21 protein-coding genes are annotated in these 23,640 nt (G+C 67.5%); 5 read left to right on the forward strand and 16 right to left on the reverse strand.

Features of this window, described 5'->3' with window-relative positions; all coding sequences use genetic code 11:
• The first annotated feature begins 13 nt into the window (after nt 1-13).
• Entirely contained in the window at nt 14-2,074 is a 2,061-nt protein-coding gene (locus GKZ92_RS22435; RefSeq protein ID WP_155225649.1) for a TPM domain-containing protein, read from the forward strand.
• Here the strand turns inward: GKZ92_RS22435 and GKZ92_RS22440 are convergent.
• Nucleotides 2,071-3,063, reverse strand: coding sequence for an IS481 family transposase (locus tag GKZ92_RS22440; RefSeq protein WP_035754036.1), 993 nt, complete (start codon nt 3,061-3,063; stop codon nt 2,071-2,073). The genes GKZ92_RS22435 and GKZ92_RS22440 overlap by 4 nt on opposite strands.
• 231 nt (nt 3,064-3,294) lie before the next feature.
• On the opposite strand from GKZ92_RS22440, the gene GKZ92_RS22445 reads away from it, so the two are divergent.
• From GKZ92_RS22445 to GKZ92_RS22460, 4 genes are all read left to right on the forward strand, one after another.
• The gene (locus GKZ92_RS22445; protein ID WP_155225650.1) at nt 3,295-5,376 is read left to right on the forward strand and encodes a PhoX family protein; all 2,082 of its coding nucleotides are present in this window, start codon (nt 3,295-3,297) and stop codon (nt 5,374-5,376) included.
• A gap of 70 nt (nt 5,377-5,446) precedes the next feature.
• A complete protein-coding gene (locus GKZ92_RS22450; protein WP_035753943.1) occupies nt 5,447-5,911 on the forward strand; it encodes a MarR family winged helix-turn-helix transcriptional regulator in 465 nt (154 codons plus the stop codon).
• Nucleotides 5,912-5,958: 47 nt separating this feature from the next.
• Nucleotides 5,959-7,227, forward strand: a complete 1,269-nt coding sequence (locus GKZ92_RS22455) for an MFS transporter (RefSeq protein ID WP_155225651.1) — start codon at nt 5,959-5,961, stop codon at nt 7,225-7,227.
• Nucleotides 7,228-7,262: 35 nt separating this feature from the next.
• On the forward strand, nt 7,263-7,973 hold the full coding sequence (locus GKZ92_RS22460) for an EthD domain-containing protein (protein ID WP_155225652.1): 711 nt from the start codon (nt 7,263-7,265) through the stop codon (nt 7,971-7,973).
• Here the strand turns inward: GKZ92_RS22460 and GKZ92_RS22465 are convergent.
• The 15 genes from GKZ92_RS22465 to ggh form a co-directional block, all read right to left on the reverse strand.
• Complete coding sequence (locus GKZ92_RS22465; protein ID WP_155225653.1) at nt 7,962-8,654, reverse strand: helix-turn-helix domain-containing protein; 693 nt, start codon at nt 8,652-8,654, stop codon at nt 7,962-7,964. The genes GKZ92_RS22460 and GKZ92_RS22465 overlap by 12 nt on opposite strands.
• 49 nt (nt 8,655-8,703) lie before the next feature.
• Nucleotides 8,704-9,900: an NAD(P)/FAD-dependent oxidoreductase gene (locus GKZ92_RS22470; protein ID WP_155225654.1), complete on the reverse strand. Its 1,197-nt coding sequence runs from the start codon at nt 9,898-9,900 to the stop codon at nt 8,704-8,706.
• Nucleotides 9,897-11,255: an FMN-binding glutamate synthase family protein gene (locus tag GKZ92_RS22475; protein ID WP_042376065.1), complete on the reverse strand. Its 1,359-nt coding sequence runs from the start codon at nt 11,253-11,255 to the stop codon at nt 9,897-9,899. Before GKZ92_RS22475 ends, GKZ92_RS22470 begins: the two co-directional genes overlap by 4 nt.
• Nucleotides 11,256-11,294: 39 nt before the next feature.
• Nucleotides 11,295-12,077: a protein glxC gene (locus GKZ92_RS22480; protein WP_155225655.1), complete on the reverse strand. Its 783-nt coding sequence runs from the start codon at nt 12,075-12,077 to the stop codon at nt 11,295-11,297.
• A complete protein-coding gene (locus tag GKZ92_RS22485; RefSeq protein ID WP_006361111.1) occupies nt 12,065-12,961 on the reverse strand; it encodes a glutamine amidotransferase in 897 nt (298 codons plus the stop codon). The genes GKZ92_RS22480 and GKZ92_RS22485 overlap by 13 nt, the downstream gene beginning before the upstream one ends.
• Before the next feature lie 67 nt (nt 12,962-13,028).
• Nucleotides 13,029-14,390 carry a type III glutamate--ammonia ligase gene (gene glnT / locus GKZ92_RS22490; protein ID WP_155225656.1) on the reverse strand — a complete coding sequence of 454 codons (1,362 nt, stop codon included), beginning with the start codon at nt 14,388-14,390 and terminating at the stop codon, nt 13,029-13,031.
• A gap of 216 nt (nt 14,391-14,606) precedes the next feature.
• Complete coding sequence (locus tag GKZ92_RS22495; protein WP_075862919.1) at nt 14,607-15,968, reverse strand: ammonium transporter; 1,362 nt, start codon at nt 15,966-15,968, stop codon at nt 14,607-14,609.
• A 61-nt stretch (nt 15,969-16,029) separates the two neighbouring features.
• Nucleotides 16,030-17,055, reverse strand: coding sequence for a heme-dependent oxidative N-demethylase family protein (locus GKZ92_RS22500; RefSeq protein WP_006361114.1), 1,026 nt, complete (start codon nt 17,053-17,055; stop codon nt 16,030-16,032).
• Nucleotides 17,052-18,041, reverse strand: a complete 990-nt coding sequence (locus tag GKZ92_RS22505; RefSeq protein WP_155225657.1) for a PDR/VanB family oxidoreductase — start codon at nt 18,039-18,041, stop codon at nt 17,052-17,054. Before GKZ92_RS22505 ends, GKZ92_RS22500 begins: the two co-directional genes overlap by 4 nt.
• Nucleotides 18,038-19,567 (reverse strand): heme-dependent oxidative N-demethylase family protein, encoded by a 1,530-nt coding sequence (locus tag GKZ92_RS22510; RefSeq protein WP_155225658.1) that lies wholly within the window; start codon nt 19,565-19,567, stop codon nt 18,038-18,040. Before GKZ92_RS22510 ends, GKZ92_RS22505 begins: the two co-directional genes overlap by 4 nt.
• Nucleotides 19,564-20,577: a PDR/VanB family oxidoreductase gene (locus tag GKZ92_RS22515; protein WP_155225659.1), complete on the reverse strand. Its 1,014-nt coding sequence runs from the start codon at nt 20,575-20,577 to the stop codon at nt 19,564-19,566. Before GKZ92_RS22515 ends, GKZ92_RS22510 begins: the two co-directional genes overlap by 4 nt.
• Complete coding sequence (locus GKZ92_RS22520; protein WP_035753932.1) at nt 20,574-21,131, reverse strand: dimethylamine monooxygenase subunit DmmA family protein; 558 nt, start codon at nt 21,129-21,131, stop codon at nt 20,574-20,576. Before GKZ92_RS22520 ends, GKZ92_RS22515 begins: the two co-directional genes overlap by 4 nt.
• Before the next feature lie 9 nt (nt 21,132-21,140).
• A complete protein-coding gene (locus GKZ92_RS22525) occupies nt 21,141-21,524 on the reverse strand; it encodes a cupin domain-containing protein (RefSeq protein ID WP_006361119.1) in 384 nt (127 codons plus the stop codon).
• Between the two features lie 292 nt (nt 21,525-21,816).
• Nucleotides 21,817-22,152, reverse strand: coding sequence for a hypothetical protein (locus tag GKZ92_RS22530; RefSeq protein ID WP_035753930.1), 336 nt, complete (start codon nt 22,150-22,152; stop codon nt 21,817-21,819).
• 91 nt (nt 22,153-22,243) lie between these two features.
• The gene (gene ggh, locus GKZ92_RS22535; protein ID WP_006361121.1) at nt 22,244-23,584 is read right to left on the reverse strand and encodes a glucosylglycerate hydrolase; all 1,341 of its coding nucleotides are present in this window, start codon (nt 23,582-23,584) and stop codon (nt 22,244-22,246) included.
• Between the last annotated feature and the right edge of the window lie 56 nt (nt 23,585-23,640).

Here is a 23,640-nt window from a genome sequence, read left to right on the forward strand (position 1 = left end):
TAGATTTGTGATCATGCATCGGGAACCTGCGTTTCGTGGTGGGTGGGGGCATGTCGTGACACGCCGCGTCTCGGCAGCTCTCGGAGCCGTCGGTCTCGCGCTCGGCATGACCCTGCTGCTGAGCGTCGGAGCCGGCACGGCCGCCGCCGAGCCGCCCACGCGCCTGCCCACCTATGTCGTCGACTCGGCCGAGGTGATCACCCCGGAGCAGCGGACCGAGCTCGAGAACGCCCTCGACGAGCTGTACAACGAGCACGACATACAGATGTGGATCGTGTACGTTCGCAGCTTCGACGGCCTCACCAGCGAACAGTGGGCCGACCAGACCGCCATCGCCAGCGAACTCGGCGACCGCGACGCGCTGCTGGCCGTCGCGACCGAGGACCGCGCCTACCGCATGTTCGCTCCGGACAGCATCGGCGGACTCGACCAGTCGACCCTCGATGACGTCGCCACCAACGACGTCGTCCCGCAGCTTCGCGAGGGCAACTGGGCGCAGGCCGGGCTGGGCGCCATCAACGGGCTCTCGAATGCCCTCGACCCCAGCTACACCGGGGTCATCACCGCCGGTGTCGTCGGCGGAGCCGTGGTGATCGGCGGTGGCGGCGCGTACCTCTATTCGCGACGGCGCAAGCAGCGTCGGATCGACGGCAGCGTGGAAGCGCTTCGCGAGCAGGAACTGACCGTCGACCAACTCGCGGAGCAGCCACTCGACGTACTGGATCCGTGGTCCCGCGAGGTCCTCACCGATCTCGACAACGCCATCCGCACCAGCGAAGAGGAACTGCGGCTGGCCGTCGACGAGTTCGGGCCGGCCGAGACCGCACCGTTCACGAAGGCGCTCGAGCGGGCGAGACGCGGTCTCGCGCAGTCCTTCACCACCCGGCAGCGGCTCGACGACAACGTCCCGGAGACCGACGACGAACGCCGCGGGATGCTCGTCGAGATCATCACCGCGTGCACCGAGGCCGACGCCGCGCTCGACGACCAGGTCGAGGCCTTCGATGCGATGCGCAACCTGCTGATCAACGCGGACACCCGCTTCGACGCGATCACCCAGCAGCTGATCGGCTTGCGCGCACGCCTCGACCCGGCCACGCAGCAGCTCACCGAGTTGACCGAGAAGCACGGCGAGCAGACGCTCGCATCGATCCTGCCGAACGTCGAACTCGCCCGGCAGCAGATCGATTTCGCCGAGGCGACCGCCGATCAGGGTCGTGCTGCGAGTGCCGCACCGGTCGGGCAGCAGGGTCCCGCGGTCGCGGCGATCCGATCGGCCGAGGGGTCCATCGAGCAGGCCACCGTGCTCCTCGACGCGATCGACCACGCCGACGCGAACATCGCGGCCGCACAGTCCCGTATGCCCGCGCTGATCGAGGAGGTGGAGGGCGAGCTCGCCGAGGCCGCCTCACTGACCGCCGATGGCGGACCCGCGCTGGCGACTGCCGCGGCGGCCGCGCGAACCGCGCTCGACGCGGCCCGCACCGGCTTCGACGCCGACCCGCTGGGAACGTTCACCGCACTGGCCGACGCGGACGCCGATCTCGACGACGCGCTCGACGCCGCGCGGGATTCCGCGGCCGAACGCACCCGTCGCGCACAGGTGTTGACCGCGGCCCTCGAGTCGGCGACCGCGAAGGTGACCTCGGCGTCGGACTTCATCGGCACCCGACGCGGCGCCGTCCAGTCCACCGCCCGGACACGTCTTGCCGAGGCCCAGCGACTTCTCCGGTCCGCCCAGGAGGCCGCCGGAGCCGACCCGGTCGCCGCCACCTCGACGGCACGCCGGTCCGGCGCTCTCGCCGACCAGGCGCTGATGGCCGCCCAGGGTGACGTCGTGAACTGGCAGCAGTCGCAGCAGCCGCGTTCGGGCGGCTCCTCGACCGCCGGAGCCGTCCTCGGCGGCATCCTCGTCGACAGCTTCCTGCGCGGCACCATCAGCGGCGGGCGAGGTGGATACCGAGGCGGATACCCCGGCGGGTTCGGTGGCGGGTTCAGCAGCGGCGGACGCAGCCCCGGCTCGTTCGGCGGCTCCGGGTCGTCGGGCCGCATCGGTACGGGCGGACGGTTCTAGCTGTACTGCCCAGGGACGTTGGTCAAGCGGCTGAAGGGAACGTTCCGGCCGATGGCGGAGTGTTGCCGGTGGTGATTGTAGGTGTGCAACCATCCTGGCAACGCTGCGCGTCGGGCTTGTTCGGACCGGTAGTGCCGGGCGAAAGCCCATTCGGCGGCCATGGTCCGGTGGAACCGTTCGATCTTGCCGTTGGTTTGCGGCCGGTAGGGGCGTGTGTACTTCGCCGTGACTCCGAGCTCGGTGCAGGTGCGCTTCCACAACGCTGAGCGGTAGCAGCCACCGTTGTCGGACAAGACTCGTTCGACAGTGACGCCGCGGGCCGCGAACCAGCCCACGGCTCGCTGAAGGACTCCGGCTGCGGTGACAGCGGTTTCGTCGTCATGGATCTCGGCATAGGCGACGCGAGAGTGATCGTCGATGACGGTGTGCACGAAGGCATGTCCGAGTAGTTCGTTGTGGTGCTTGCTCCGGCGGGTTCCCGGCGTGGCCTGCCGATTCTTGCGTCCTTTGGCGCGTCCGACGAACCGCCAGCCGCCACCGACGGGGATGTTGCCGAGTTTCTTGACGTCGACGTGGATCATCGAGCCCGGATGAGGGTGCTCGTAGCGGCGGATCACTTCCCCAGTGCGGATGTCGATGTGGGAGAGCCGGTTGAGCCGGCATCGGACCAGCACCGCGTGCACGGTCGAGGCCGGCATCGACAGTCGGGAGCCGATCGCCTGGGGTGAGAGGCGCTGACGCCACCGCAGGGCCACGATCTTGCGTTTGATCGGCTCGGGGGTGCGGTTCGGACTGCGATGAGGACGACTCGAGCGGTCGTACATGCCCTCTGGGCCCATCTCGACATAGCGAGTGGCCCAGCGTTTGGCGGTCGGCCACGAAACGTTGAAGTGTTCGGCTGCCCTGACGATGGGCCAGCCGTCATCGACGATGCGACGGGCCAGCAGTAGTCGGCCCTTGGGGGTCAAAGGTGCGTTAGCGTGAACCACGAAGGTCTCCCGGTTGTGAAGTGTGTGTCGTAGCAGCTCCACTTCACGACGGGAGACCTTCGCTGTTCAACGACCCACTACCGCGTGTCGTCGCAATCCCTCAACCAACCTGCCTGGGCAGTACACCTAGCGGCTTCGACAGAGCTCGGCCGGCGGACGGCCACCGCACGTTGGGTTCCCGTTCACATCCGGGTCTCCACCGGTTCGCTCGCGCCGCCTAGCGTCCTGCGAGTGCGAATCCAGTTGCCGCTGTTCACCTCCACCGGTCACGACGCCGGCCGTTCCTCTCGCGCCCAGGTGACGTGTCGCTACAAATGCGGCGATGCCTGCCGTCACGATCCCGGAAACCGCAGCGACAACGCGTACTTCCGCGACGTCGTGCGTACCGCGGTCTCGCGGCGGAGCGTCCTCAAGACGTCGGCGGGTACGGCCGTCGCGGGCGGAGCGGCATCGGTGCTCGCGGCCTGCGGCGAGAGCGGCTCGGGAAACGGCACCTCGACGACCGGATCTGCCACCGGAGATGCGCTGCCGGGCATGAAGTTCGCGGCCGTCCCGGCCAACACCGAAGACGCGGTGGTGATCCCCGACGGATATCGGCAGGAGGTGGTCATCCGCTGGGGCGACCCCGTCCTGCCCGGCGCCCCGGAGTTCGACTTCGCCAATCAGACCCCCGAGGCCCAGGCCGGGCAGTTCGGCTTCAACAACGACTTCGCCGGGCTCATCCCGGTCGACGGCGTGCCCGACCACTTCTACCTCGTCGCCAATCTGGAGTACCCCACCGAACCGTTCATGTTCACGGGATACCAGGACGGGCAACCCACCGAACAGCAGGCCCGCATCGCGATGGCCTCCGTCGGCATCGCCGTGGTCGAGGTGGCCGCCCAGCCCGGTTCCGGCGCGCTCACAACCGTTGTCGGACCGCGTAACCAGCGCCTCACCGCGTCGAGTCCGTTCCGCCTGACCGGTCCCGCCGCAGGCACCGAGTTCGTGAAGACGAGCGCCGATCCCGCCGGCACCACCGTCCTGGGTACGATCGCCAACTGCTCCGGCGGGCTCACCCCGTGGGGCACCATGCTCTCGGGCGAAGAGAACTTCAACGGTTACTTCGGCAACGCGAGCACGGTGACCGACCCGAAGACGGCCGGACGTCTCGCGCGCTACACCTTCGAGGACGACGCCGACGAACACCACTGGGGTCGCTTCGACAAACGCTTCGACCTGGCCGTCGAGCCCAACGAGGCCAACCGCTTCGGCTACATCGTCGAAGTCGATCCACACGATCCGAAAGCCGTTCCCGTCAAACACAGTTCAATGGGGCGGTTCAAGCACGAGTCGGCCAACATCTACGTCGTCGGCAGTGGTCCCGGCGAGGGCACCGTGGTCGCCTACAGCGGTGACGACGAGAAGTTCGAGTACATCTACAAGTTCGTGTCGAGTCGAAGGATCAAGAGCGGACTGTCGAGGACCGCGCGCGAACACAACATGCGCATTCTCGACGAGGGGACCCTGTACGTCGCGACGTTCACCGGCGAACCCGTCGACGGTTCCGGCGCACTGCCTGCGGCAGGCAAGTTCGCGGGCAAGGGGTCGTGGAAGCCCCTGCTCACCGTCAATGCCGACGGCACGGCCCGTTCGTACATCACCGGCATGTCACCGGCCGAGGTCGCGGTGTTCACCCGCGAGGCGGCCGACGCCGCCGGTGCCACCAAGATGGACCGTCCCGAGGACATCGAACCGAACCCGAAGACCGGCAAGGTGTACTGCGCCCTCACCAACAACAGCGACCGCGGCACCGACGGCAAGGCCGCCGCCGATCTCGTCAACCCCCGCAACGAGAACAAGAACGGTCAGATCCTCGAGATCACCGACGACCACACCGGCACGGAGTTCACCTGGGAACTGCTGCTCGTCTGCGGCGACCCCGCCGCCGCCGACACCTACTACGGCGGTTTCGACAAGACCCGGGTCAGCCCGATCTCCTGCCCCGACAACGTCGCCTTCGACCCGCACGGCAACCTGTGGATCTCCACCGACGGCAACGCCCTCGACTCCAACGACGGCCTGTTCGCGGTCGCGCTCGACGGGGACCGTCGGGGCGAGACCAAGCAGTTCCTGACCGTCCCCAAGGGCGCCGAGACGTGCGGTCCGGTCATCGACAGCAGCCGCATCCTGATCGCGGTGCAGCATCCCGGAGAACTCGACGACCATTCCGCGGACAATCCGGCATCGCACTGGCCCGACGGCGGGAACTCCCAACCGCGGCCGTCGGTGGTCGCGGTCTGGCGCGACGGTGGGAGCCCGATCGGCGTCTGACGCGCGTGTCAGCAGCGTCACACCCTGACGAGATGTTACTTCGAAACTCTAAGTATTAGAGTTTCTAAACGTGTCCGCTTCCGATCCCGCGCAGCTCGCCCTGACGCTGCGTCCGACGATCACCAGGCTCTACCTGGCGCTTCGCCGACGCGCACCAAGGGTCGAGCTCACCGCGGCGCAGACCTCGGCCCTCAACGTCCTCGCCGACGACGGGTGGATGCGGATGGGTGAACTCGCCGATCGCGAGTCCATCCGTATGCCGACAGCGACGTCGGTGATCGACGGCCTCACCAGACACGAGCTCGTCGAACGCAGACCCGACCCGGAGGATCGACGCGCGGTCCTGGTCGGGTTGACCGACCACGGCCGCGCCCTCGTGTCGCAGATCCGCGAGGAGCGCGACGTCGTCCTCACCAGTGCGCTCGCCGCACTGAACGACGAAGACCGGGCCGCTCTCGCCGCCGCCGGCCCGGCTCTCCAGGCACTGCGCGACCGACTCGACGAGACCCCGACGCAACCGACGAACGCGACCTGACGTCCGCGGGCCGGACACGTCATCAGCCAGCGATCGAGAAGGACCCCATGACAGTCACCGAGAACACCCCGACCACCGGGACCGCCACATCGGAGAAGTCACTGCTCACCACGTTCCGCGAGCAACCCCGTACCGTGTGGATCACCGCCTTCGCCGCCACGATCGCCTTCATGGGCATCGGCCTCGTGGACCCGATCCTGCACAGCATCGCCGAAGCGCTCGAGGCGCCGGCCGAAAAGGTCACCCTGCTGTTCGGCGTGTATGTGGGTGTGCAGTGCCTGGCGATGCTCCTGACTGGGTGGGCCGCATACCGTTTCGGCCCCAAGCGCACGCTCACGGTGGGACTCTCGCTAATCGTCGTCGCCGCCGGTCTGTCCGCCTTCGCCGGTGACATCGACCAACTGATCGCCCTCCGTGTGCTCTGGGGTCTCGGCAACGCACTGTTCCTCGCGACCGCACTGGCATTCATCGTCTCGTCCGCCGTGGGCGGCCGACAGGGCGCGATCATGATGTACGAGGCCGCACTCGGCCTCGGTCTGGCGGTCGGACCGTTGCTCGGGGCGACACTCGGCGAATGGACCTGGCGCGCGCCGTTCGGCGGAACCGCACTGCTCATGCTCTTCGGTGCCATCCTGTGCGCGGTCATGCTCCCCGCCGACTCACCTCGCATCACCCGTGACCGGGTGCGGATCGTCGATCCGCTGAAGGCCCTCCGCAATCGCGCCCTGACGATCTCGGGCATCGGTTCCGCCTTCTACACCGGTGCACTGTTCACCGTCATCGCGTGGGCGCCGATCGCGATGGGGCTCCGCCCGATCCACGCCGGTCTCATCTTCTTCGGGTGGGGTCTGCTCACCGCGCTTGCGGGTGTCTTCGTGGCACCCGCGCTGGCGAAAGCCCTGGGTGAGAAGGCCGGTGTGCTGGTGGCGATCTTCGCCTACGGTTCGATCATGGTGCTGGCCGGCATCGGCACGGTCAGCGATCAGGTGTGGCTCATCGGGCTCGCCGTCGTCCTCTCCGGCCTGCCGTCCGGTGTACTGAACACGCTCTTCACCGACCTTGCCATGTCCTCCGGCGGGACGGACACCCCGCGCTCGGTGTCCAGCGCGGGCTTCAGCTTCCTCCGCTGGATGGGGGCCGCGATCGCCGCGGTGCTCGTGGCGTACCTCGCCAAGTGGTTCGGTTCCGACGCCGCGCCCTGGTGGTTCGCGACCGCCTACTGCGTCGCCGCGCTGGGCGCCGTCGCCCTCATCAAGGCAACCGACGACGACGAGATCGACGACACCGCCGCGCTGGTCGGCGTCGAGGAGTTCTGACCCGAACACCGGTTCGTCCCGGTACCGTCCGCCTGATGACGTATTCGAAGGTGATCGTGGCGGTGCGCGACGGCGGGCTGACGCGCGACGGTGCCGACGGTCTGGTCACACGATGTGCAGCAGCCGGTGCCGTGCGCGTCCAGCTCAACATCGCCGACGACCGGGTCTCCGGCGCGATGCGGATCGACGAGCTCGATCCGCCGATCGACGCGGTGGTGACGTACTGGGCCGAGGATGTCGACGCCGTCCTTCCCGCGGTGATCCAGAGCGTCGAGGGGCGCCCGGCGGCGTGGGAGGTCACCGCCCGCGCTCCCCTCGACCCGGAGCTCCCTGCCGACGGAACGCGCATCAACGCGCTGTCGAACATCGCTTTCCTACGACGCCCCGTCGAACTGGACCGCGACGAATGGTTGCGACGCTGGCTCGAGGACCACACCCGGGTCGCGATCGACACCCAGGCCACGTTCGGCTACGTCCAGAACATCGTCGAGCGTCCACTCACCGACGACCCGCCGCCCGTCGACGCGATCGTCGAGGAGCTGTTCCCCATGGCGGCTGTCTCCGACATCCACGCCTTCTACGGCAGCAACGGCGACCAGGCCGAACTGGAACGTCGAATGACCCGGATGCTCACCAGCGTCGCACGTTTCGGTGCGGACCGACACCTCGACGTGGTCCCGACCTCCCGCTACGACTTCGATCTCCTACGTTTCGATCTCTCCGCCGGGGTGGCCTCAGACGGCTGAATCCGGGAACGCGATGACGGACAGGAAGCGCACGGGCAGTTCGACGAGTTCGACCGGCCCGTGCGCGCCTTCTCCGTCGAGCTGCAACGCGTCGCCGGGATGCATCCGGTACACCGAACGGCTGTGCGCGTAGTCCATCACGCCCTCGAGGACATACAGGAATTCGGTACCAGCGTGCTGGAACAGCGGCTGGGTCACCGACTTCTCGGTCAGCGTCACGAGCAAACACTCGAGCCGTTTGTGTTCTCCGCGAAGCGATCCGAGCAACTCGTACTCGTGGCCCTCACGCGAACCCTCACGGACGATCTCGTTGCCCTCCCCCGACTTCACGAAGACGGCCGACCGCTCCATCTCCGCACCGCGGAACAACGACGTGACCGAGACGTCGAAGCCGTTGGCCAGGCGGGCCAGAGTGCTGAGACTGCAGGAGGTCTGCGCGTTCTCGATCTTCGACAGCATCGCCTTGGAGATCCCGACGCGGGTCGCCATGTCGCCCACCGACAATCCCTGCTGACGACGCAGCCGACGCACGTTGTGCGCGATCGCGGTCTCGAGCTCGAGTTCCTCGACCGACTGGTCGACGGGGCGTTCCCGTGCGATGCCAGACTGGTTCCGGATCAAAGGGTCGTCGGTCACCTCGCCAGCATAGTGAGCCAGCTCGTTCACTGTCAGTTGACACATGTTCTCGCGTCCTCTCGTCGGGTTGCCCCCGCCCACCGCTCCGGAACGCTCAGCGCATCTCCCCTGCTCCCACGTAGGGGAACCTCGTCTTCAGCGGGTCTCCCTCCGCGAACCGGGAGAAACGGAAGTCCGACTCGGGGATCCGGGGGTCCGAACTGCGTCCGTCGACCACCAGATCGGCGACGAGCCGCCCCACCGCCGGCGAGATCTTGAACCCGTGACCACTGAAACCGACCGCCAGCACCAGGCCGTCGAACGGTCCTCGCGAGATGATCGGATTCCAGTCCGGTGTCACGTCGTAGCAACCGGCGTAGCTGCTGGTGATCGCCGGTTCGGTGAAGCCGGGGAACCGGGTGCCGACCTTGTCGACGGTCAGGTCGACGAAGTCGCTGTCGACCCGGTTGCTGTAGCTGTCCGGATCGGCGATCTGCAGCTCTTTGAGATCGCTGTTGCCGAACAGGATTTCGCCACGCACGTCCGGTCGGACGTACTGCAGGGACACGAGGTCGGAGAACACCGGCACCGCGCCGAGATCCTCGCCGGGATGGATCATCACGATCTGTTCACGATGGACCGAGATCGGGACATCGATGCCGTGCGGCGCGAGGAACGGCTTGGACCACACACCGGTCGCGACGACGACGGTGTCGGCGGAGATCGTCGACCCGTCGCCCAGGCGGACGCCGGTGACCCGGTCCCCGTCCACGATGAGCTCGGTGACCGTCGTGCCCTGCCGGATCCTGATGCCGGTGGCACGTGCGGCGGCGGCGAAGGCCTGAGCGGTCTGGTAGGCGTCGCCGTAACCGCCGCGCTCCTCCCAGCCGAACGCCGCAAACGGCTCGAGATCGGCCGTCGGCCACATCCGGGCGACCTCGGCGACGTCGATCTCCTCGGTCTGCACGCCCACCTCACGCTGCGCCGCAAGGCTTTTGCGCAGGTTCTCGAGGTTCGCCTCGCCGACGCCGACGACATATCCGGTCTGCCGGAAACCGATGTCGGTCCCGAAGATCTCCTCGGCCTTCTCGAAGACCTCGAGTCCCACCGCGGCCATCGCGGCGAGCGAACTGACGCCGTAGTGGCAGCGGACGATGCCCGACGACTTGCCGGTCATCCCGCCGCCGACGGTGTCGCGTTCGCAGACCACCACATCGGTGATGCCGCGCTGACCGAGTGCCCATGCGGTTGCGGCGCCTTCGAGTCCGCCGCCGATGATGACGACCGATGCGGTCGAATCCTGCTCGCTCACAGCCCACTCCCCGGAATCCAGTTGGTGCCGGCCATCGGGACCCGCGCCATCGCCGCGGCCTCGATCGTGATGGCGACGAGGTCCTCGGGCTCGAGATGCTGGAGATGCGCCTTTCCGCAGGCACGGGCGATGGTCTGGGCCTCCATCGTCATGACCCGCAGGAAGTTGGCGAGACGCTTGCCCCCGAGCACCGGGTCGAAGCGCGCTGCGAGCTCCGGATCCTGCGTGCTGATGCCGGCCGGGTCACGACCGTCCTGGAAGTCGTCGTAGTAACCGGCCGCCGAACCCAACGCCTCGTACTCTTCGGCGTAGCGGGGATCGTTGTCGCCCAACGCGATCAGAGCGGCGGTGCCGATGGCTACCGCGTCGGCGCCGAGGGCCATCGCCTTGGCGACATCGGCACCGTTGCGGATGCCGCCGGACACGATCAGCTGTACTGCGTCACGGCCCGCCCCTACTCCCGCCCGGCGGTGGACACCCAACTCCTGCAGTGCCTGAACCGCCTGCGGGATCGCGGCGAGGGTGGGGATGCCGACGTGCTCGATGAACACTTCCTGAGTGGCGGCGGTACCGCCCTGCATGCCGTCGACCACGACGACGTCGGCGCCGGAGTGAACGGCCAGCTTCACGTCGTAGTAGGTTCGGCTGGCGCCGACCTTGACGTAGATCGGCTTCTCCCAGTCGGTGATCTCGCGCAGCTCGTTGATCTTGATGGCGAGGTCATCGGGACCGGTCCAGTCCGGATGCCGGCAGGCGCTGCGCTGGTCGATGCCCTGGGGGAGCGTGCGCATACCCGCTACGCGCTCGGAGATCTTCTGCCCCAGCAGCATTCCGCCGCCGCCCGGCTTGGCGCCCTGACCGAGGACCACCTCGATGGCGTCGGCCTTGCGCAGATCGTCGGGGTTCATGCCATAGCGCGAGGGCAGGTACTGGTAGACCAGGTGCTTGGACTGACCGCGTTCCTCCGGAGTCATGCCGCCGTCGCCTGTGGTGGTCGACGTGCCGACCTCCGACGCCCCTCGACCCAGTGCCTCCTTGGCGCCGGCCGACAGCGCGCCGAAACTCATGCCCGCGATCGTGACCGGGGTCGACAGATGCAGCGGGTACTTCGCGTTGCGGCCACCCAGGACGACGTCGGTGTCGCAGCGTTCGCGGTAACCCTCGAGCGGGTAACGCGACATCGAGGCACCCAGGAAGAGCAGGTCGTCGAAGTGCGGCAGCTTGCGCTTGGCGCCCCAGCCGCGGATGTCGTAGATACCGGTCTCGGCCGCCCGCTGGATGGCGGCGATGGTGGTGCGGTCGTAGGTGGCGGATTCACGGAGTCCGCGCTGCTCGACGCTGAGATTCTCGGTCATGGTGATGTCTCTTTCGGTGGTGTGGCGCGAAGGGACGGCTCAGTACGCGGAGGCGTTGTCCACCTTGAAGTGGTAGAGCTCGCGGGCCGATCCGTAGCGGGTGTAGGCGGTCAGGTCGTCGTCGCCGTAGCCGGCGGCCTTGAGCAGGCCGGTGAGCTCCTCGAGGTGCTCCTCGCGCATCGGCTTGGCGATGCAGTCGGCACCGAGGGAGGCGACCTCGCCGCGGACGTAGATGCGGGTCTCGTAGATGGAGTCGCCGAGTCCGTCGCCGGCGTTGCCGCGGATGACCAGGCGGCCGGCCTGCGCCATGAACGCGCTGTTGTGTCCGACGTTGCCGCCGATCACGATGTCGACGCCCTTCATCGAGATCCCGCAGCGCGCGGCCGCGTCGCCCTCGACGACGAGGAGCCCGCCGTGCGCGGTGGCACCCGCCGACTGCGAGGCGTTGCCCTTGACGATCACGCTGCCGCTCATCATGTTCTCGGCGACACCGGTGCCGGCGTTGCCGTTGATGGTGACCTCGGCCTGCTGGTTCATACCGGCGGCGTAGTAGCCGACGTGTCCGTCGACGGTGATCTTGACCGGGGCGTTGACGCCGGCCGCGACGCTGTGCGCGCCGGCCGGGTTGTCGATGACGATCTCCCCGGAGATGTCCCCGTGAAGGGCCGAGTTTATTTCTCGCAGTGGGGTGTTCGCGAGGTCGAAGTGGTGATTGGGGCTCATCGTCTCCGCTTTCGCTGTGCCGGTGGGGGAGTAGGTGGAGTGGCCGAGGGCCTCGGGTTGTCCGAGTGTCCCCGGTTGTTCGAGAGTCACCGCGTCCATGCGTAGACCACCTCCGGCTCGGGCTCCCAGATGCGGGCGTTCTCGACGCCGGGCAGCTTGGCGAGGGCGCGGTACTCACTGGCGATCGCGACCCAGTCGTCGGTCTCGGCGATCACGGCGGGCTTGCAGGCGATGGCATCACGGACGACGGCGAAGGAGTCCCGGTTGGAGACCACCAGGGTGTAGAAGCCGTCGAAGGTGGCGCACACCTCTTTGAGCGCGGTCTCGACGTCCCTGCCGGCGGCGAGCTGGTGGGCGACGAAGCGTGCGCCGACCTCGGTGTCGTTCTCGCTGTCGAATTCCACTCCCTCGGCGCGTAATTCGCGCCGGATGGTGGCGTGGTTGGCGAAGGAGCCGTTGTGCACGAGACACTGCTCCGGGCCGACGGCGTACGGATGTGCGCCCGACGGGGTCACGGCCGACTCCGTGGCCATACGGGTGTGGCCGACGCCCTGCCAGCCGGAAGCGTTTGCCAGCCCCCAGGATTCGGTGAGGTCACGCGGCGCGCCGACACCCTTGAGGACGGTGAGATCCGAGCCGAAGCCGGCGACGAGCGCGTCCGGGTAGGCGGCACGGGCCGCGCCGAGAAGTTCTTCGGCACCGACCGGGGCCGACGCGACCAGAGTGGCGTCGACGAGCTGGGCGGCGACGGATACGCCGAGTGCTGCACCGAGGGTCGACGAGACCTCGTCGGGCAGGACGTCGAGTTCAAGCAGCGAGACGCAGCCGTGGCCGGGCGGCGCCCACTCGGGGTTGCCGTAGACCGCGATACCGGCCGAATCCGCACCTCGATCCTGCATCTCGCCGAGCATCTCGGCGAGCATGGCGCCGAGTCGGGGATGAAGATCGGGATTACGCAGATGCAATCCGACGATTCCGCACATTGTCGAATCCTTTACGTCGAAGGGGAGTTGGGGTTGTGGTTCGGTCCGCGCGGCCGGGTCGGCCGCGTCAGAAGGCGGTGAGGTACTGGTCGACTTCCCATGGGGAGACCGCGGCGTGCCAGTTGAAGAACTCCTCGCGCTTGAGGCCGGAGAAGTAGGTCGACACCTTGCCCTGGTCTTCGGGCCAGTCCTGGGGGAGTGCGGCGTCGAGCGCGCCCGCGACGACGGCGTCGGCCTCGAAGGCCTCGACCGCGTGCAGCAGGGTGAGGGGCAGTTCGGCGATGTGGCTGGGCGCTCCGCCGACGGCGCCGGGGTCGAGGCTTCGCTTGATGCCGTCGAGGCCGGCACCGAGCAGCGCGGCCGTGGCCAGATACGGGTTAGCCGATCCGTCACCGCCGCGGAGTTCCACGCGCTGGTCGTCGGGAACGCGGATGTAGTGGGTCCGGTCGTTGCCGCCGTAGGTGGCCTTGCGCGGCGCCCAGGACGCTCCCGAACGGGTGGCGGTCGCGCCGGTTCGCTTGTAGGAGTTGACAGTCGGTGCGATGACGGCCTGCAGCGCCGGCGCATGCTCGAGGATGCCGCCGATGAACCCATAGGCGGTGTCGGAGAGGCCGAGTCCGCGATCGTCTTCGCTGACCTGCGGGAACACCGGCTCGCCGCCCTTGGTGAGCGAGAGGTGGAAGTGGAGTCCGGAGCCGGTGCGGTCGGCGAACGGCTTCGGCATGAAGGTGGCGATCATGCCCTTCTCCGCGGCCATGGCCGAGAGGAGGTAGCGGAGAGTGACGACCCGGTCCGCGGTGGTGAGCGCGTCGGCGTACTTGAAGTTCTGCTCGAACTGTCCGTTGCCGTCCTCGTGGTCGTTGGCGTAGTTGCTCCAGCCCAACTGGTTCATGGCAGTGGACACCGCGGTGAGGTGTTCGTACATCCGGGTGAGGCCACGGACGTCGTAGCAGGGCTGGTCGGAGTCGTCTGCGGAATCGGCGGTGACGAGCGAACCGTCGTCGGCACGCTTGAGCAGGAAGTACTCGACCTCGGCCCCCACCCAGGGCTCGAAGCCGGCGTCGGCGGTCTGTGCGATGAGGGTCTTGAGGATGTTGCGCGGGGCGAACGGCCACGGCTTGCCCTCGACGTGCGGATCGCACTGGACGACGGCGAGGCCTTCCTTGATGAACGGGATCGGGAGGAAGGAGCTGACGTCGGGGATCGCGATGAGGTCGGGGTCCTTTGGCTCCTGGCCGATGGCACCGACCGCGTAGCCGGCGAAACCTACTCCCTCCGTGGCGAGTTCGTCGACCGCCTCGACCGGAACCAGCTTGGCGCACGGCTTTCCGCGAAGGTCGACGAACATGGCGAGGATGAACTTGGTTTCGGTCGCCGCACACAGCTCGGCGAGGGTACTGGTGTCGGGGGCTGCGTTGGTGGTGGTCATGATGCGCTCCGGGGTCGACTGTAGGTGTTGCTTGTCGGGTTGTCCACTCGCGTGAATCAATGTCTACCGTTAGTAGACCGATCGATTGTTTCGCCGCTGTTTCCGCCCGATGAGCGGTCGGTGTCGTTTCGGCGCCTCGTGTGACGGGACGAAAAAGGCCCGGGGCACACCGTTCTCACGGTGGGCCCCGGGCCGTTGTTCACTGTCCCCGCGCGGTCAGACCTGTGCGGGTGGAGTCGAGGCGGGCATCGACCTCTCCACCGATTCGGCAGCTGCCGCCGGCGAGAGGGAGGCGAGGCCGCCACCCGGGTGACCCACACTCGCGCTGGGGATCTCGTAAGCGGTCTCGGCGTGCAGGACGGTGTCGAGGCCGACCATCTCGGTCTCCTCGTCGACGCGCAGCCCGATCAGCTTGTCGAGGCCCTTCGCGATGAGCCAGGTCATCACGAACGAGTAGGTGCAGGTGATCGCGATACCGGCGAGTTCACGCCAGATGATGTCGACCGGACCACCGAACAGGACGCCCTGGACGCCAGCGGGCGCCGCCTCGGTCGCGAACAGGACGATGCAGAGGGTGCCGACGATGCCGCCGATACCGTGAACGGCGAAGGCGTCGAGCGTCTCGTCGATCTTCAGCCTGCTCTTGAAGCTCAGCAGGAAGGCGACGACCGCGGCGGCGAAGATGCCGACGAGGAGTGCACCGAGCGGGGCCATACTGCTGGCTGCCGGGGTGATGCCGACCAGACCTGCGACCACACCGGTGATGATGCCCAGCGAGGTGACATGGCCTTCACGCCACTTCTCGATGATCGCGAAGCCGATCATGCCCGCGGACCCGGCGAGCAGCGTGTTGAGGATGACCGACTGGGCCAGGAAGTTCGCGCCGAGCGCGCAGCTGCCGTTGAAGCCGAACCAGCCGAAGAACAGGATGCCGCCGCCCAGCATGGTCATCGGGACGTTGTGCGGTCGCTCCATGCGACGCTTCCGGGCACCGAGCACGACGGCCAGCGCGAGCGCTGCGACACCGGAGTTCATGTGGACCGCGGTTCCGCCGGCGTAGTCGACGATCTCGACCTTGTTGAGCAGGAAGCCGCCCTTGTAGTTGTCGTCGACATCGGCCGAGAACACCCAGTGGGCCACGGGGAAGTACACCACGAGCAGCCAGATCGGTGCGAAGACGAGCCACCCGGAGAACTTCATGCGGCCGGCGGCACCACTGGCCACGATGGCGATGGTGATGGCCGCGAACAGGATGAACCACGCCGCGAAGTACAGCGTCTGGGTCGCACCGGAGGCGTCGTCCGTCAGCCAGTTGGTCAGGCCGATGAAGTCGGTCGGGTTGCCGATGAGGCCCCACCCGCCCACCGACGGCCCGGACACGAGTCCGTAGCCGATGACGACGTAGAGCACGGCGGTGATGCCGAGGGTCGAGATGACCATCGACATGATGTTCAGGACGTTCTTAGAGCCGACCATGCCGCCGTAGAAGAAGGCGAGGCCGGGGAACATCAACAGGACGAAGACGAAGGCCGCCAGCATCCAGGCCAGGTCGGCGTTAGCCGCGAGTATCGGTTCCATGGGCGATCTTTCGGTTCGGAGACTTGAGGTCCGGGTTACTTACACCAGCAGCTCACGGGCGTCATTGACCGCGTAGATATGCGACGACACTGTCGCGATAGTCGAGGAATCCCTTGTAGGCGGCGATGTCCTCACCGAGTGTCTCGATGACGGTCGCCAACTGACTGGCCCACTCGGGTATTCGTTTCACGTCCTCCAGCGAGGCCATGAATGTCCGGATATTGAACGTCACGGCACCCGACATCGGCAACCGGACGAAGTGTTCCAGCTCGATTCGCAGGCGTGCCCTGGCGAAATCGCCGTCGGCGACCATGCCCGGGACGTCAGCGGCCCAGGCCGGCAGCTCCTCGAGACTGACGTCGAGCTTGTGCGAATCCGACGCCGACAGAGTCCAGTTCACCCTGCGGTACACCTGATCTGCCGGTAGCCTGCGCAGGAACTGCTCGGCGCGGGCGACGATGCCCTCGCGGAGCATGCGCGGGACCGGGGCATGGATCTCGTACATGTCCATGCCCACATCGAAGGACACCGACCACGCCGCCGCAAAGGTCACCACACCGGCGTCGAAGTACAGGTGCCCGTCGCGTTCGGTGACGAGAAGGAGGTCGTCGGGTACCTCCCGCGCCAGGAACTCCATCGGCCCGTAGGGCAGGGACTCGGGGTCGCCGAGCACGAATCCCTGGTCGGTGCCGAGGATCTCGTTGCGCCAGTGAAACCGACCGTCGCCGTGTTCGTCGAGGTGCATGAGGCCGGGGTAGGAGATGCTGAGATCGCGCAGGTAGTAGAGCAGCAGATCCCAGCACGCGATCTCCATGCCGGCACGGACCCGCACCCGTGAGGGGTCGTTGTCGAGAATCCGACGGCGTTCGGCCATCATCTCCGGGTACTCCGCGCCACCGAGATCGACCAGATGCCTACCCCATTCACCACCACGGGTGCGTCGGGGGATGCGGGCGGGTTCGACGTTGACGCTGTAGGAGAACTCCTCGAGGTCGTCCGGGAACGGCCACGGCAGATTACCGAGATGATCCACCGGCTGGTTGAGGAACAGCTCTGCGGATTCGGTCGGGATCGCTTCTGTGGTCACAGGTCCACCTCGATGTTCTGCCCCCGGGATACACAGCACAGCATCGCATCACCGAGAGCCTTCTCCTCGTCGGACAGGACGAGGTCGCGATGCTCGATGATGCCTCCGCGCACAGGGATTCGGCATTCGCCGCACACGCCCTGGCGGCACAGGTTGGGCACCTCGACACCACTGTCGAGTAGTCGTTGGAGTAGGGACACCCCGGCCGGGACGTCGATCCGGTCCCCGGTCGAGGACAGCGTCACGGTGAACGGGTCACCGGGCTCCTGCTCCGGCGCGGCGAATCTCTCGAGATGGACTCGCGCCGTGGGCCATCCGGTCTGAGCAGCGAGTTCTTGATAGGTGTCGAGCAGGGCTGCCGGTCCGCACGCGTAGGCGTGGGTCCCCAGCGGCTGCGACCGGAACCTGTCGGCGATCAGTTCCGCCGTGGCCTCGACTCCGGACACCTCGTGCAGGGTGATGTTCGGCTGCTCGGCGAGCGCACGGAGATCGTCGAGGTGCGCTCCGCTGCCGGGTCGGAAGGAGTAGACGATGTCTGCGCGAAGCCCCTCGCGTGCCAGTGCCCGTGCGTGCGACAGGACCGGTGTGACGCCGATACCGCCGGCCACCAGCAGTGCTCCCCGCTGGTCGAGGACGGGTGCGAACATCGACCGGGGCCCCTCCACCTCGACGACGGCGTCCTCGGAGAGGTTGTCGTGCAACCAGTCCGACCCCCCGCCGGCACCGCGTCGTAGAACCGAGATGCCGTAGGTGTTGGGGTACATGCCGTCGTCGACGAGCGAGTAGGCGTTGCGGTGCTCACCGGCGGTGATGATGAGATGGCTGCCCGGCTGGTAGGGCGTCAGGACCTGCGGGGTGTCGGCGAGCGGCGCGAACCGGAAGTGCGTGATGTCCGCGGTCAGCTGCCGGACGGCGACGACGCGCATGGGCCGTGTCGACGTCGCATAGCCCGGGTGCAGGTGTGCGGGGATGGCTGCCGCCGTCATGCATCACCTCCCGCAGCCGATGCCAGGAAGCTGCCCATCGTCGGTGAATGGTGTTCGTGGATCTCCAGATCGCGGGCGCAACCGGGACAGGTGGCTGTCCCGCCGGCACGACCCTCGACGCGGAAGGTGTTGCGGCAGTGCGCACAGTAGAGCGGCAGGTCGCGGAGGTGGACGACATGGGAGGACAGTTCGGCGGGTACGGCCCCGGCCTCGCGCGCGATGGCCAGCGCGGTCATCACGTCGTACTGGCCGCCGGTGATGAGAATGCGCGTGCCGGTGAGCGCTTCGTCGAGGGCGTCGTGCAGGGACGCACGATCCTGCTCGTCGGTGAGCGTGTCGAGCACGAGCAGCCGGGTGGCTCCGACGGCCTCGGCCGCCGCGACCCAGTTGCGTGACACGTGTGCGGTCTCGGCGTGATCGCCGACGGCGACCACGAGGAAGGCCGCCCCGGTGGTGTCGACCGCCGGGGGAGTGGCCGGCCAGACCGGCAGGCCCGGGCCGGTCGGCGCCGGCGGAGTGGGCGCGGCGTCGCGCAACCACTGGGCGGCGCGGTCCCGGTACTTGATGATGCCCTTGTAATCGGCCATGTCCTCGGGCAATTCGGCCAGGACCTCGGCGGCACGACGCCGCCACGGATCGACGGTGGCCAGCTGCTCCAGAGGCAGCATGTAGGTGCGGATCAGGAACATGACCGCTCCCGAATCCGGGAGCCGGATGAGATGTTGCACCTCCACGCGTAGGTGGACGCGGCGTCCGAACTCGGCGTCGTCGACGAGCTGGATACTCTCGCGGTCGGGGCCCCACTCGGGGTAGATCTCGGTCGAGACATCGAGGCGGCGGTCGATGGTGAGTGTCCAGTTGGTCCGCCGGTAGGGCTGGTGCGGCTGAAGACGCTTGAGGAACTCGTGCGCCCGGGTGATGACGCCTTCCTTGCGCACCCGCGGGACGGGCCCGTGGATCTCGAGGAAGCTCATCCCGACGTCGAAGCCGAAGCTCCAGTCGGCGGCGAAGGTGACCACCCCGGCGTCGACGAAGAGCTGGTCGTTGCGCTGGTCGAGGAGCGCGATGTCCTCCTGGACCTGAGAGGTGATGTAGCGCAGTGGTTCGTCGGGCAGGGTGGTGGCGTCGCCGTAGCGGAAGTGCTGTTCGATGCCGAGGATGTCGTTGCGCCACAACCATTCGTCGGGTCCGGTCGAGCGGAGCTGCATCTGCTCCGGGTACGCGGCGTCGAGTTCGCGCATGAGGGTGAACATCGCATCCCACGCGGCGGGCACCATGTGGGGGAGTACGGCGTGGCGGGTCGGATCGGCGGCGAGGGTCACCGCACGCTGGTCGAGTTCGGCGCGGTACTCGGAGTCGATGTCGACGACCGCGGTGCCCCACTGACCCGCGGGCGTCGTGACGGGTTGCTCGGCCGGTTCGACGTTGGTGCTGTAGCGGTACCGGTCCTCGAGGAACGGGAACGGGAAGCCGGCGACCAGGTCGGCCGCGGTCTCGGCGGTTGTGTTGTCGAGTGTGCTTGTCACAGGGGAACCTCCAGGGTGCAGCCGCCGGCGGCGCGCGAGACGCACGGCATGATGGCGTCACCGGCGGACTTCTCCTCGGCGCTGAGGTAGAGATCGCGGTGGATGGGTGATCCGCCGGACAGGGGGATGCGACATTCGCCGCACACGCCCTGACGGCACAGATTCGGGACCTCGACGCCCGCCTCTTCCAGGGCCGCGAGCATGCTCGTCCCCGACGGGACATCGATGCTCCGGCCGGATTCGGTGAGCTCGACGCGGAACGGGTCACCGGCGTCGAGTGCATCGATGCCGAAGCGTTCGAAGTGGATTCGGGAGTCGGGCCATCCGGCTGCTGCGGCGGCCGCCACGACGGAATCGATCATGGACGACGGTCCGCAGACGTACAGGTGGGTGCCGACCGGCTGGGTACGAAGCGCTTCGTCGAGGCGCCCGGTGAACGAGACACGGTCGGTGAACAGTTCGGCGCGAGCCCGGGCGAGCGCCGTGACGTCGGCCAGGTGGGCCGCGGCTTCCTCACGGAAGACATAGAGCAACTGCACGTCCCGGCCCCAGCGCACGGCTGCGCGCAGGTGGGACACCATGGGAGTGATCCCGATCCCGCCGGCGACCAGCAGGTGTTTGCGGGCGCGGGCGATCGGCGCGAAGGCGCTTCGGGGGAGTCCGACGGTCAGCGTGTCGCCGACAGCGAGTTCGTTGTGCAGCCAGCGGGACCCGCCGTTGCCGTCGTCGACCTCGAGGACCGAGATCGAGTAGTTCGTGGGATGGGTGCCGTCGCCGGTCAAGCTGTAGGCGTTGGTGTTCGAGCCGGCGTGGACCACCAGGTGACTGCCGGGGACGAAGCCGGGGAGGGCCCGACCGTCGGGGTCGGCGAGCGTGATGCTGCGGATGCCGGTGACGGTGGAGTCGATCGCGGTCACGACGAGCTGCATCGTGGGCATCCGGTCGACGCGGCTCGTCGACTCGGCGGCGGCGCCGGCCGAATCGGGTTCTGCTGCGACGGTGATGCTCACAGTTGGACCTCCTCACCGGTGGACAGGGGTTGGGCGGTCTCGGCGTCGACCATGAAGCCCAGGTACTGCCCCGTTCGACGGGACACGTGGTGGTACACCAGCAGGTCGCGACGACATCCGGCGCACGGGATGACGTCATCGATCACCGCTCGGACGCGGGTGACCGACCGGCAGTGCGAACAGAACACGTCGGCCTCGGCCTGGCCGTCGGAATCGGTTGTCATGACTTCGATCTCGTCGTCCTCGAGTCCGGCGTTCACGGCGACGGCGCGCAACCGCAGTGCCGCACCGGCGTCGGCGACGATCCAGACCCGGACCCCGACGGTGGCCTCGGCGAGCGCTCCGGCGAGCAGGTCGGCGGCGGTGTCGGCGTCGCCGTGGATTCGAGTGGTGACCAGCGGAGGGAGGTCGGCTTCCCAGCGGCCCAGTGCGTCGGCGACGTCCCCGACACCGACCAGCAGGTAGGAACTACCGGTCGGCGTGGGGGTCGTCGTCTCGACCAGGTCACCAGGTCGTGCCCACGCCGGCACGCTGGAGTACGTGATCTGCGACATCGTCAGCGATCAGAGGAGAGTGGCGTCGCGCAGACCGGTGTAGAAGGCGAGCGCATAGTCCGGTGTGCTGAAGTAGATCTTCGATCCCTTCGGGAAGAAGATCGCGTCCTTGGCCTTGGCGACCGTCTTCTGCCCGGTTTCCTTGTTCTCCAAGAGGAACTCGCCCTCGAGAACGACCTTCATCTCGTCGTACTCGTATTCGTAGTAGAGCGGCTCGTCGGTGTGGCGGAGTTCGAAGTACCCGCTGCACATCGGGCTGCCGTCCGGGTTCTCGTAGACGTCACCGATGAATCCCTCGGTGCCCGGGTACTCCGCCTCCGGCATCTTCGGAAGATTCTTGAAACCATCGCTGGTCACGCGGAACTCCAACGCCTTGGCACTCTCGATCGTCACGATGCTCCTCCATGTCTCACTCGGGCGCGAATGCGCTCGTCGGGTACGTGGTCGGCGTCCTCGTGCCACCCGGGGGTTCGTGGTGACTCTTCGTAGTGGACGCCGTCCCCTGTTATGAAACAAGTGGTGTGTTTCCGGAGTGTGACGGCTCTGTAATGGTGTGCTACGGGGCGTACGTCAAGCGGTGCGGAGCCTCGTCGGAGGTTCGGCGTGAGATCGGCTCACGTAATCCGTTCCCGCTCAAACGTATCGGGTGAGCGGGAACGGAGGGGGTGAGCGAGAGTCGCAGCGCCTACTGACGGCGATAGTCGAGCAGCCCGACCCAGAACTCGTCGGGGATCACGTCGCCGGCGCGCAACACGCGCGCGAGTCCGGCGGCCATGAACGCACCGAGCAGTCCGAGCCACAGTCCCGCCAGCGAGATCACGGTCCAGGCGACGGCGACCGCGATCGGCCAGGGGTCGAGGATCAGCAGGATCGGCGCGAAGAAGAAGCCCGCCCCGATGAACCACGACGAAAGCGCACGGTCGCATCGCGCCACGGCCACCAGCCACCGCGGCGTCGAGGCGGTAGGCATCGCACCCAGTGGGGGTCGCCGGTTCCGGTGAGTGGTCTTCTCCGTGGTCATCGGACACCTCCTGAGACGGATTGCGATGACTCCAGACTCCGCCCCCGAACGCGCGGAAGCCACTACCTCCCAGGTAGTCGGAACGACACTCTCAGTCGAGCCAGTCCAGCACCGACGCCGCGGTCCAGCTCTGCTGCATGCTGCCGAGAGGCTCGCCGGTGAAGGGCTCGTAGTACTCCGCGAACGAGCCGTCGGTGGCCTGACGCAGACCCTCCTCGCGGAGCCGCGCCGAACGCTCGGTCCAGCCCCGACGCGCGAACGCCCAACTGAACAGCCAGGTCATGACCGGCCACACCGGACCACGCCAGTACTCGCGGGGTCGGAAGTCAGCCGAGATCGGCGACGTCGACGGTGGGACGGCGTACCGAAGGTCGGGATGTCCGCAGAAGCGCGGGCCCTCGAACAGCCGGAGCAGCGCGCGTTCCCGCTCACGGGGGAGCCCGCCGCAGATGAGCGGAGCGAACGCGGCGATGGTCTCGGTGGTGATCCAGGAGTTCGCCCGCAGATCGAAATCCCTTGCGGCACCGTTACGGTCGTTGGCCGCGGCGACCACGCCGGAACGGAACCGGTCGGCCCAGGCGCGCAGATCGCGAACGTCGGCCAGCGGCTTGGAATAGTCCTCGCCGATCGTCGCGAGCACGTCGCAGGCGACGGCGAAGATCGCGCTGACGAAGACGTCCTCGACGGCGAAACTCATGACCTTCGGCAACAACTCGTCGTCGTAGTTCGCACGCTTCATCTGCTCGACGAGCCAGATGTACCGGTCGTACTCGAGGTCGGTGGGCCGCATCGACAGGTCGGTGACGTGATCGAGATCGGCACGCTGGTACGGCGGAAGGTCTAGTCCGGGAACGACATTCGCATACGCAGAGTCCCAGCGCGGCGAGTTGTCCATGCCGGATTCCCAGCCGTGGAAGATGGTGATCCGGCCGCGTCCCATCGGATCCCGGGCGTGGGCCAGCCAGCGATGCCACCGCACCAGCGAACTCCAGCGGCGGTCGATGAACTCATTGGCCACCGCCCGCGTCGTACGACCGTGACGTCGGGAGTGGTCGAGAATGCGCTGCACCGCGATCGCGTGGACCGGCGGCTGAGTGATGCCCGAGGTGTCCGGGAAGTCGGGGGCGCACTCGGCCAGTCGTGCGCACTCCCAGCGGGACGGGCCGGGGAAGTATCCGTCACGGCCGTTGGCGAACACGATGTGCGGGATCATGCCGTTGCGCCACTGGGCCGACAGCAGGGTGTCCATCTCGATCACCGCACGCTCGACGGACAGCGGCGCGAGACCGACGGTGACGAACGCGGCGTCCCAGCTCCACATGTGCGGGTACAGCTTGGGTGCCGCACTGGTCATGGTGCCCAGGTCGTTGCCGCGCAGCAGATAAGCGGCACGTGCCGACAGCTGCGTTGGGGTGAATCCGTACCTGGCCACGCCGACGATTGTGCCCCCCGGCGCGCACGTCTGCTCATCGAGGCGGCCTCGATACG

The sequence above is a fragment of the Gordonia sp. 135 genome, from assembly GCF_009720185.1.
GTDB lineage: Bacteria > Actinomycetota > Actinomycetes > Mycobacteriales > Mycobacteriaceae > Gordonia > Gordonia alkanivorans.

Coding starts and splice junctions, on each gene's coding strand:
- GKZ92_RS22455 (WP_155225651.1), top strand. CDS start 5,959: ATGACAGTCACCGAGAACACCCCGACCACCGGGACCGCCACATCGGAG.
- GKZ92_RS22530 (WP_035753930.1), bottom strand. CDS start 22,152: ATGACCACGGAGAAGACCACTCACCGGAACCGGCGACCCCCACTGGGT.
- GKZ92_RS22475 (WP_042376065.1), bottom strand. CDS start 11,255: ATGACCGAGAATCTCAGCGTCGAGCAGCGCGGACTCCGTGAATCCGCC.
- GKZ92_RS22480 (WP_155225655.1), bottom strand. CDS start 12,077: ATGGACGCGGTGACTCTCGAACAACCGGGGACACTCGGACAACCCGAG.
- GKZ92_RS22520 (WP_035753932.1), bottom strand. CDS start 21,131: ATGTCGCAGATCACGTACTCCAGCGTGCCGGCGTGGGCACGACCTGGT.
- glnT (WP_155225656.1), bottom strand. CDS start 14,390: ATGACCACCACCAACGCAGCCCCCGACACCAGTACCCTCGCCGAGCTG.
- GKZ92_RS22485 (WP_006361111.1), bottom strand. CDS start 12,961: ATGTGCGGAATCGTCGGATTGCATCTGCGTAATCCCGATCTTCATCCC.
- GKZ92_RS22495 (WP_075862919.1), bottom strand. CDS start 15,968: ATGGAACCGATACTCGCGGCTAACGCCGACCTGGCCTGGATGCTGGCG.
- GKZ92_RS22435 (WP_155225649.1), top strand. CDS start 14: ATGCATCGGGAACCTGCGTTTCGTGGTGGGTGGGGGCATGTCGTGACA.
- GKZ92_RS22505 (WP_155225657.1), bottom strand. CDS start 18,041: ATGACGGCGGCAGCCATCCCCGCACACCTGCACCCGGGCTATGCGACG.
- GKZ92_RS22465 (WP_155225653.1), bottom strand. CDS start 8,654: ATGTGTCAACTGACAGTGAACGAGCTGGCTCACTATGCTGGCGAGGTG.
- GKZ92_RS22460 (WP_155225652.1), top strand. CDS start 7,263: ATGACGTATTCGAAGGTGATCGTGGCGGTGCGCGACGGCGGGCTGACG.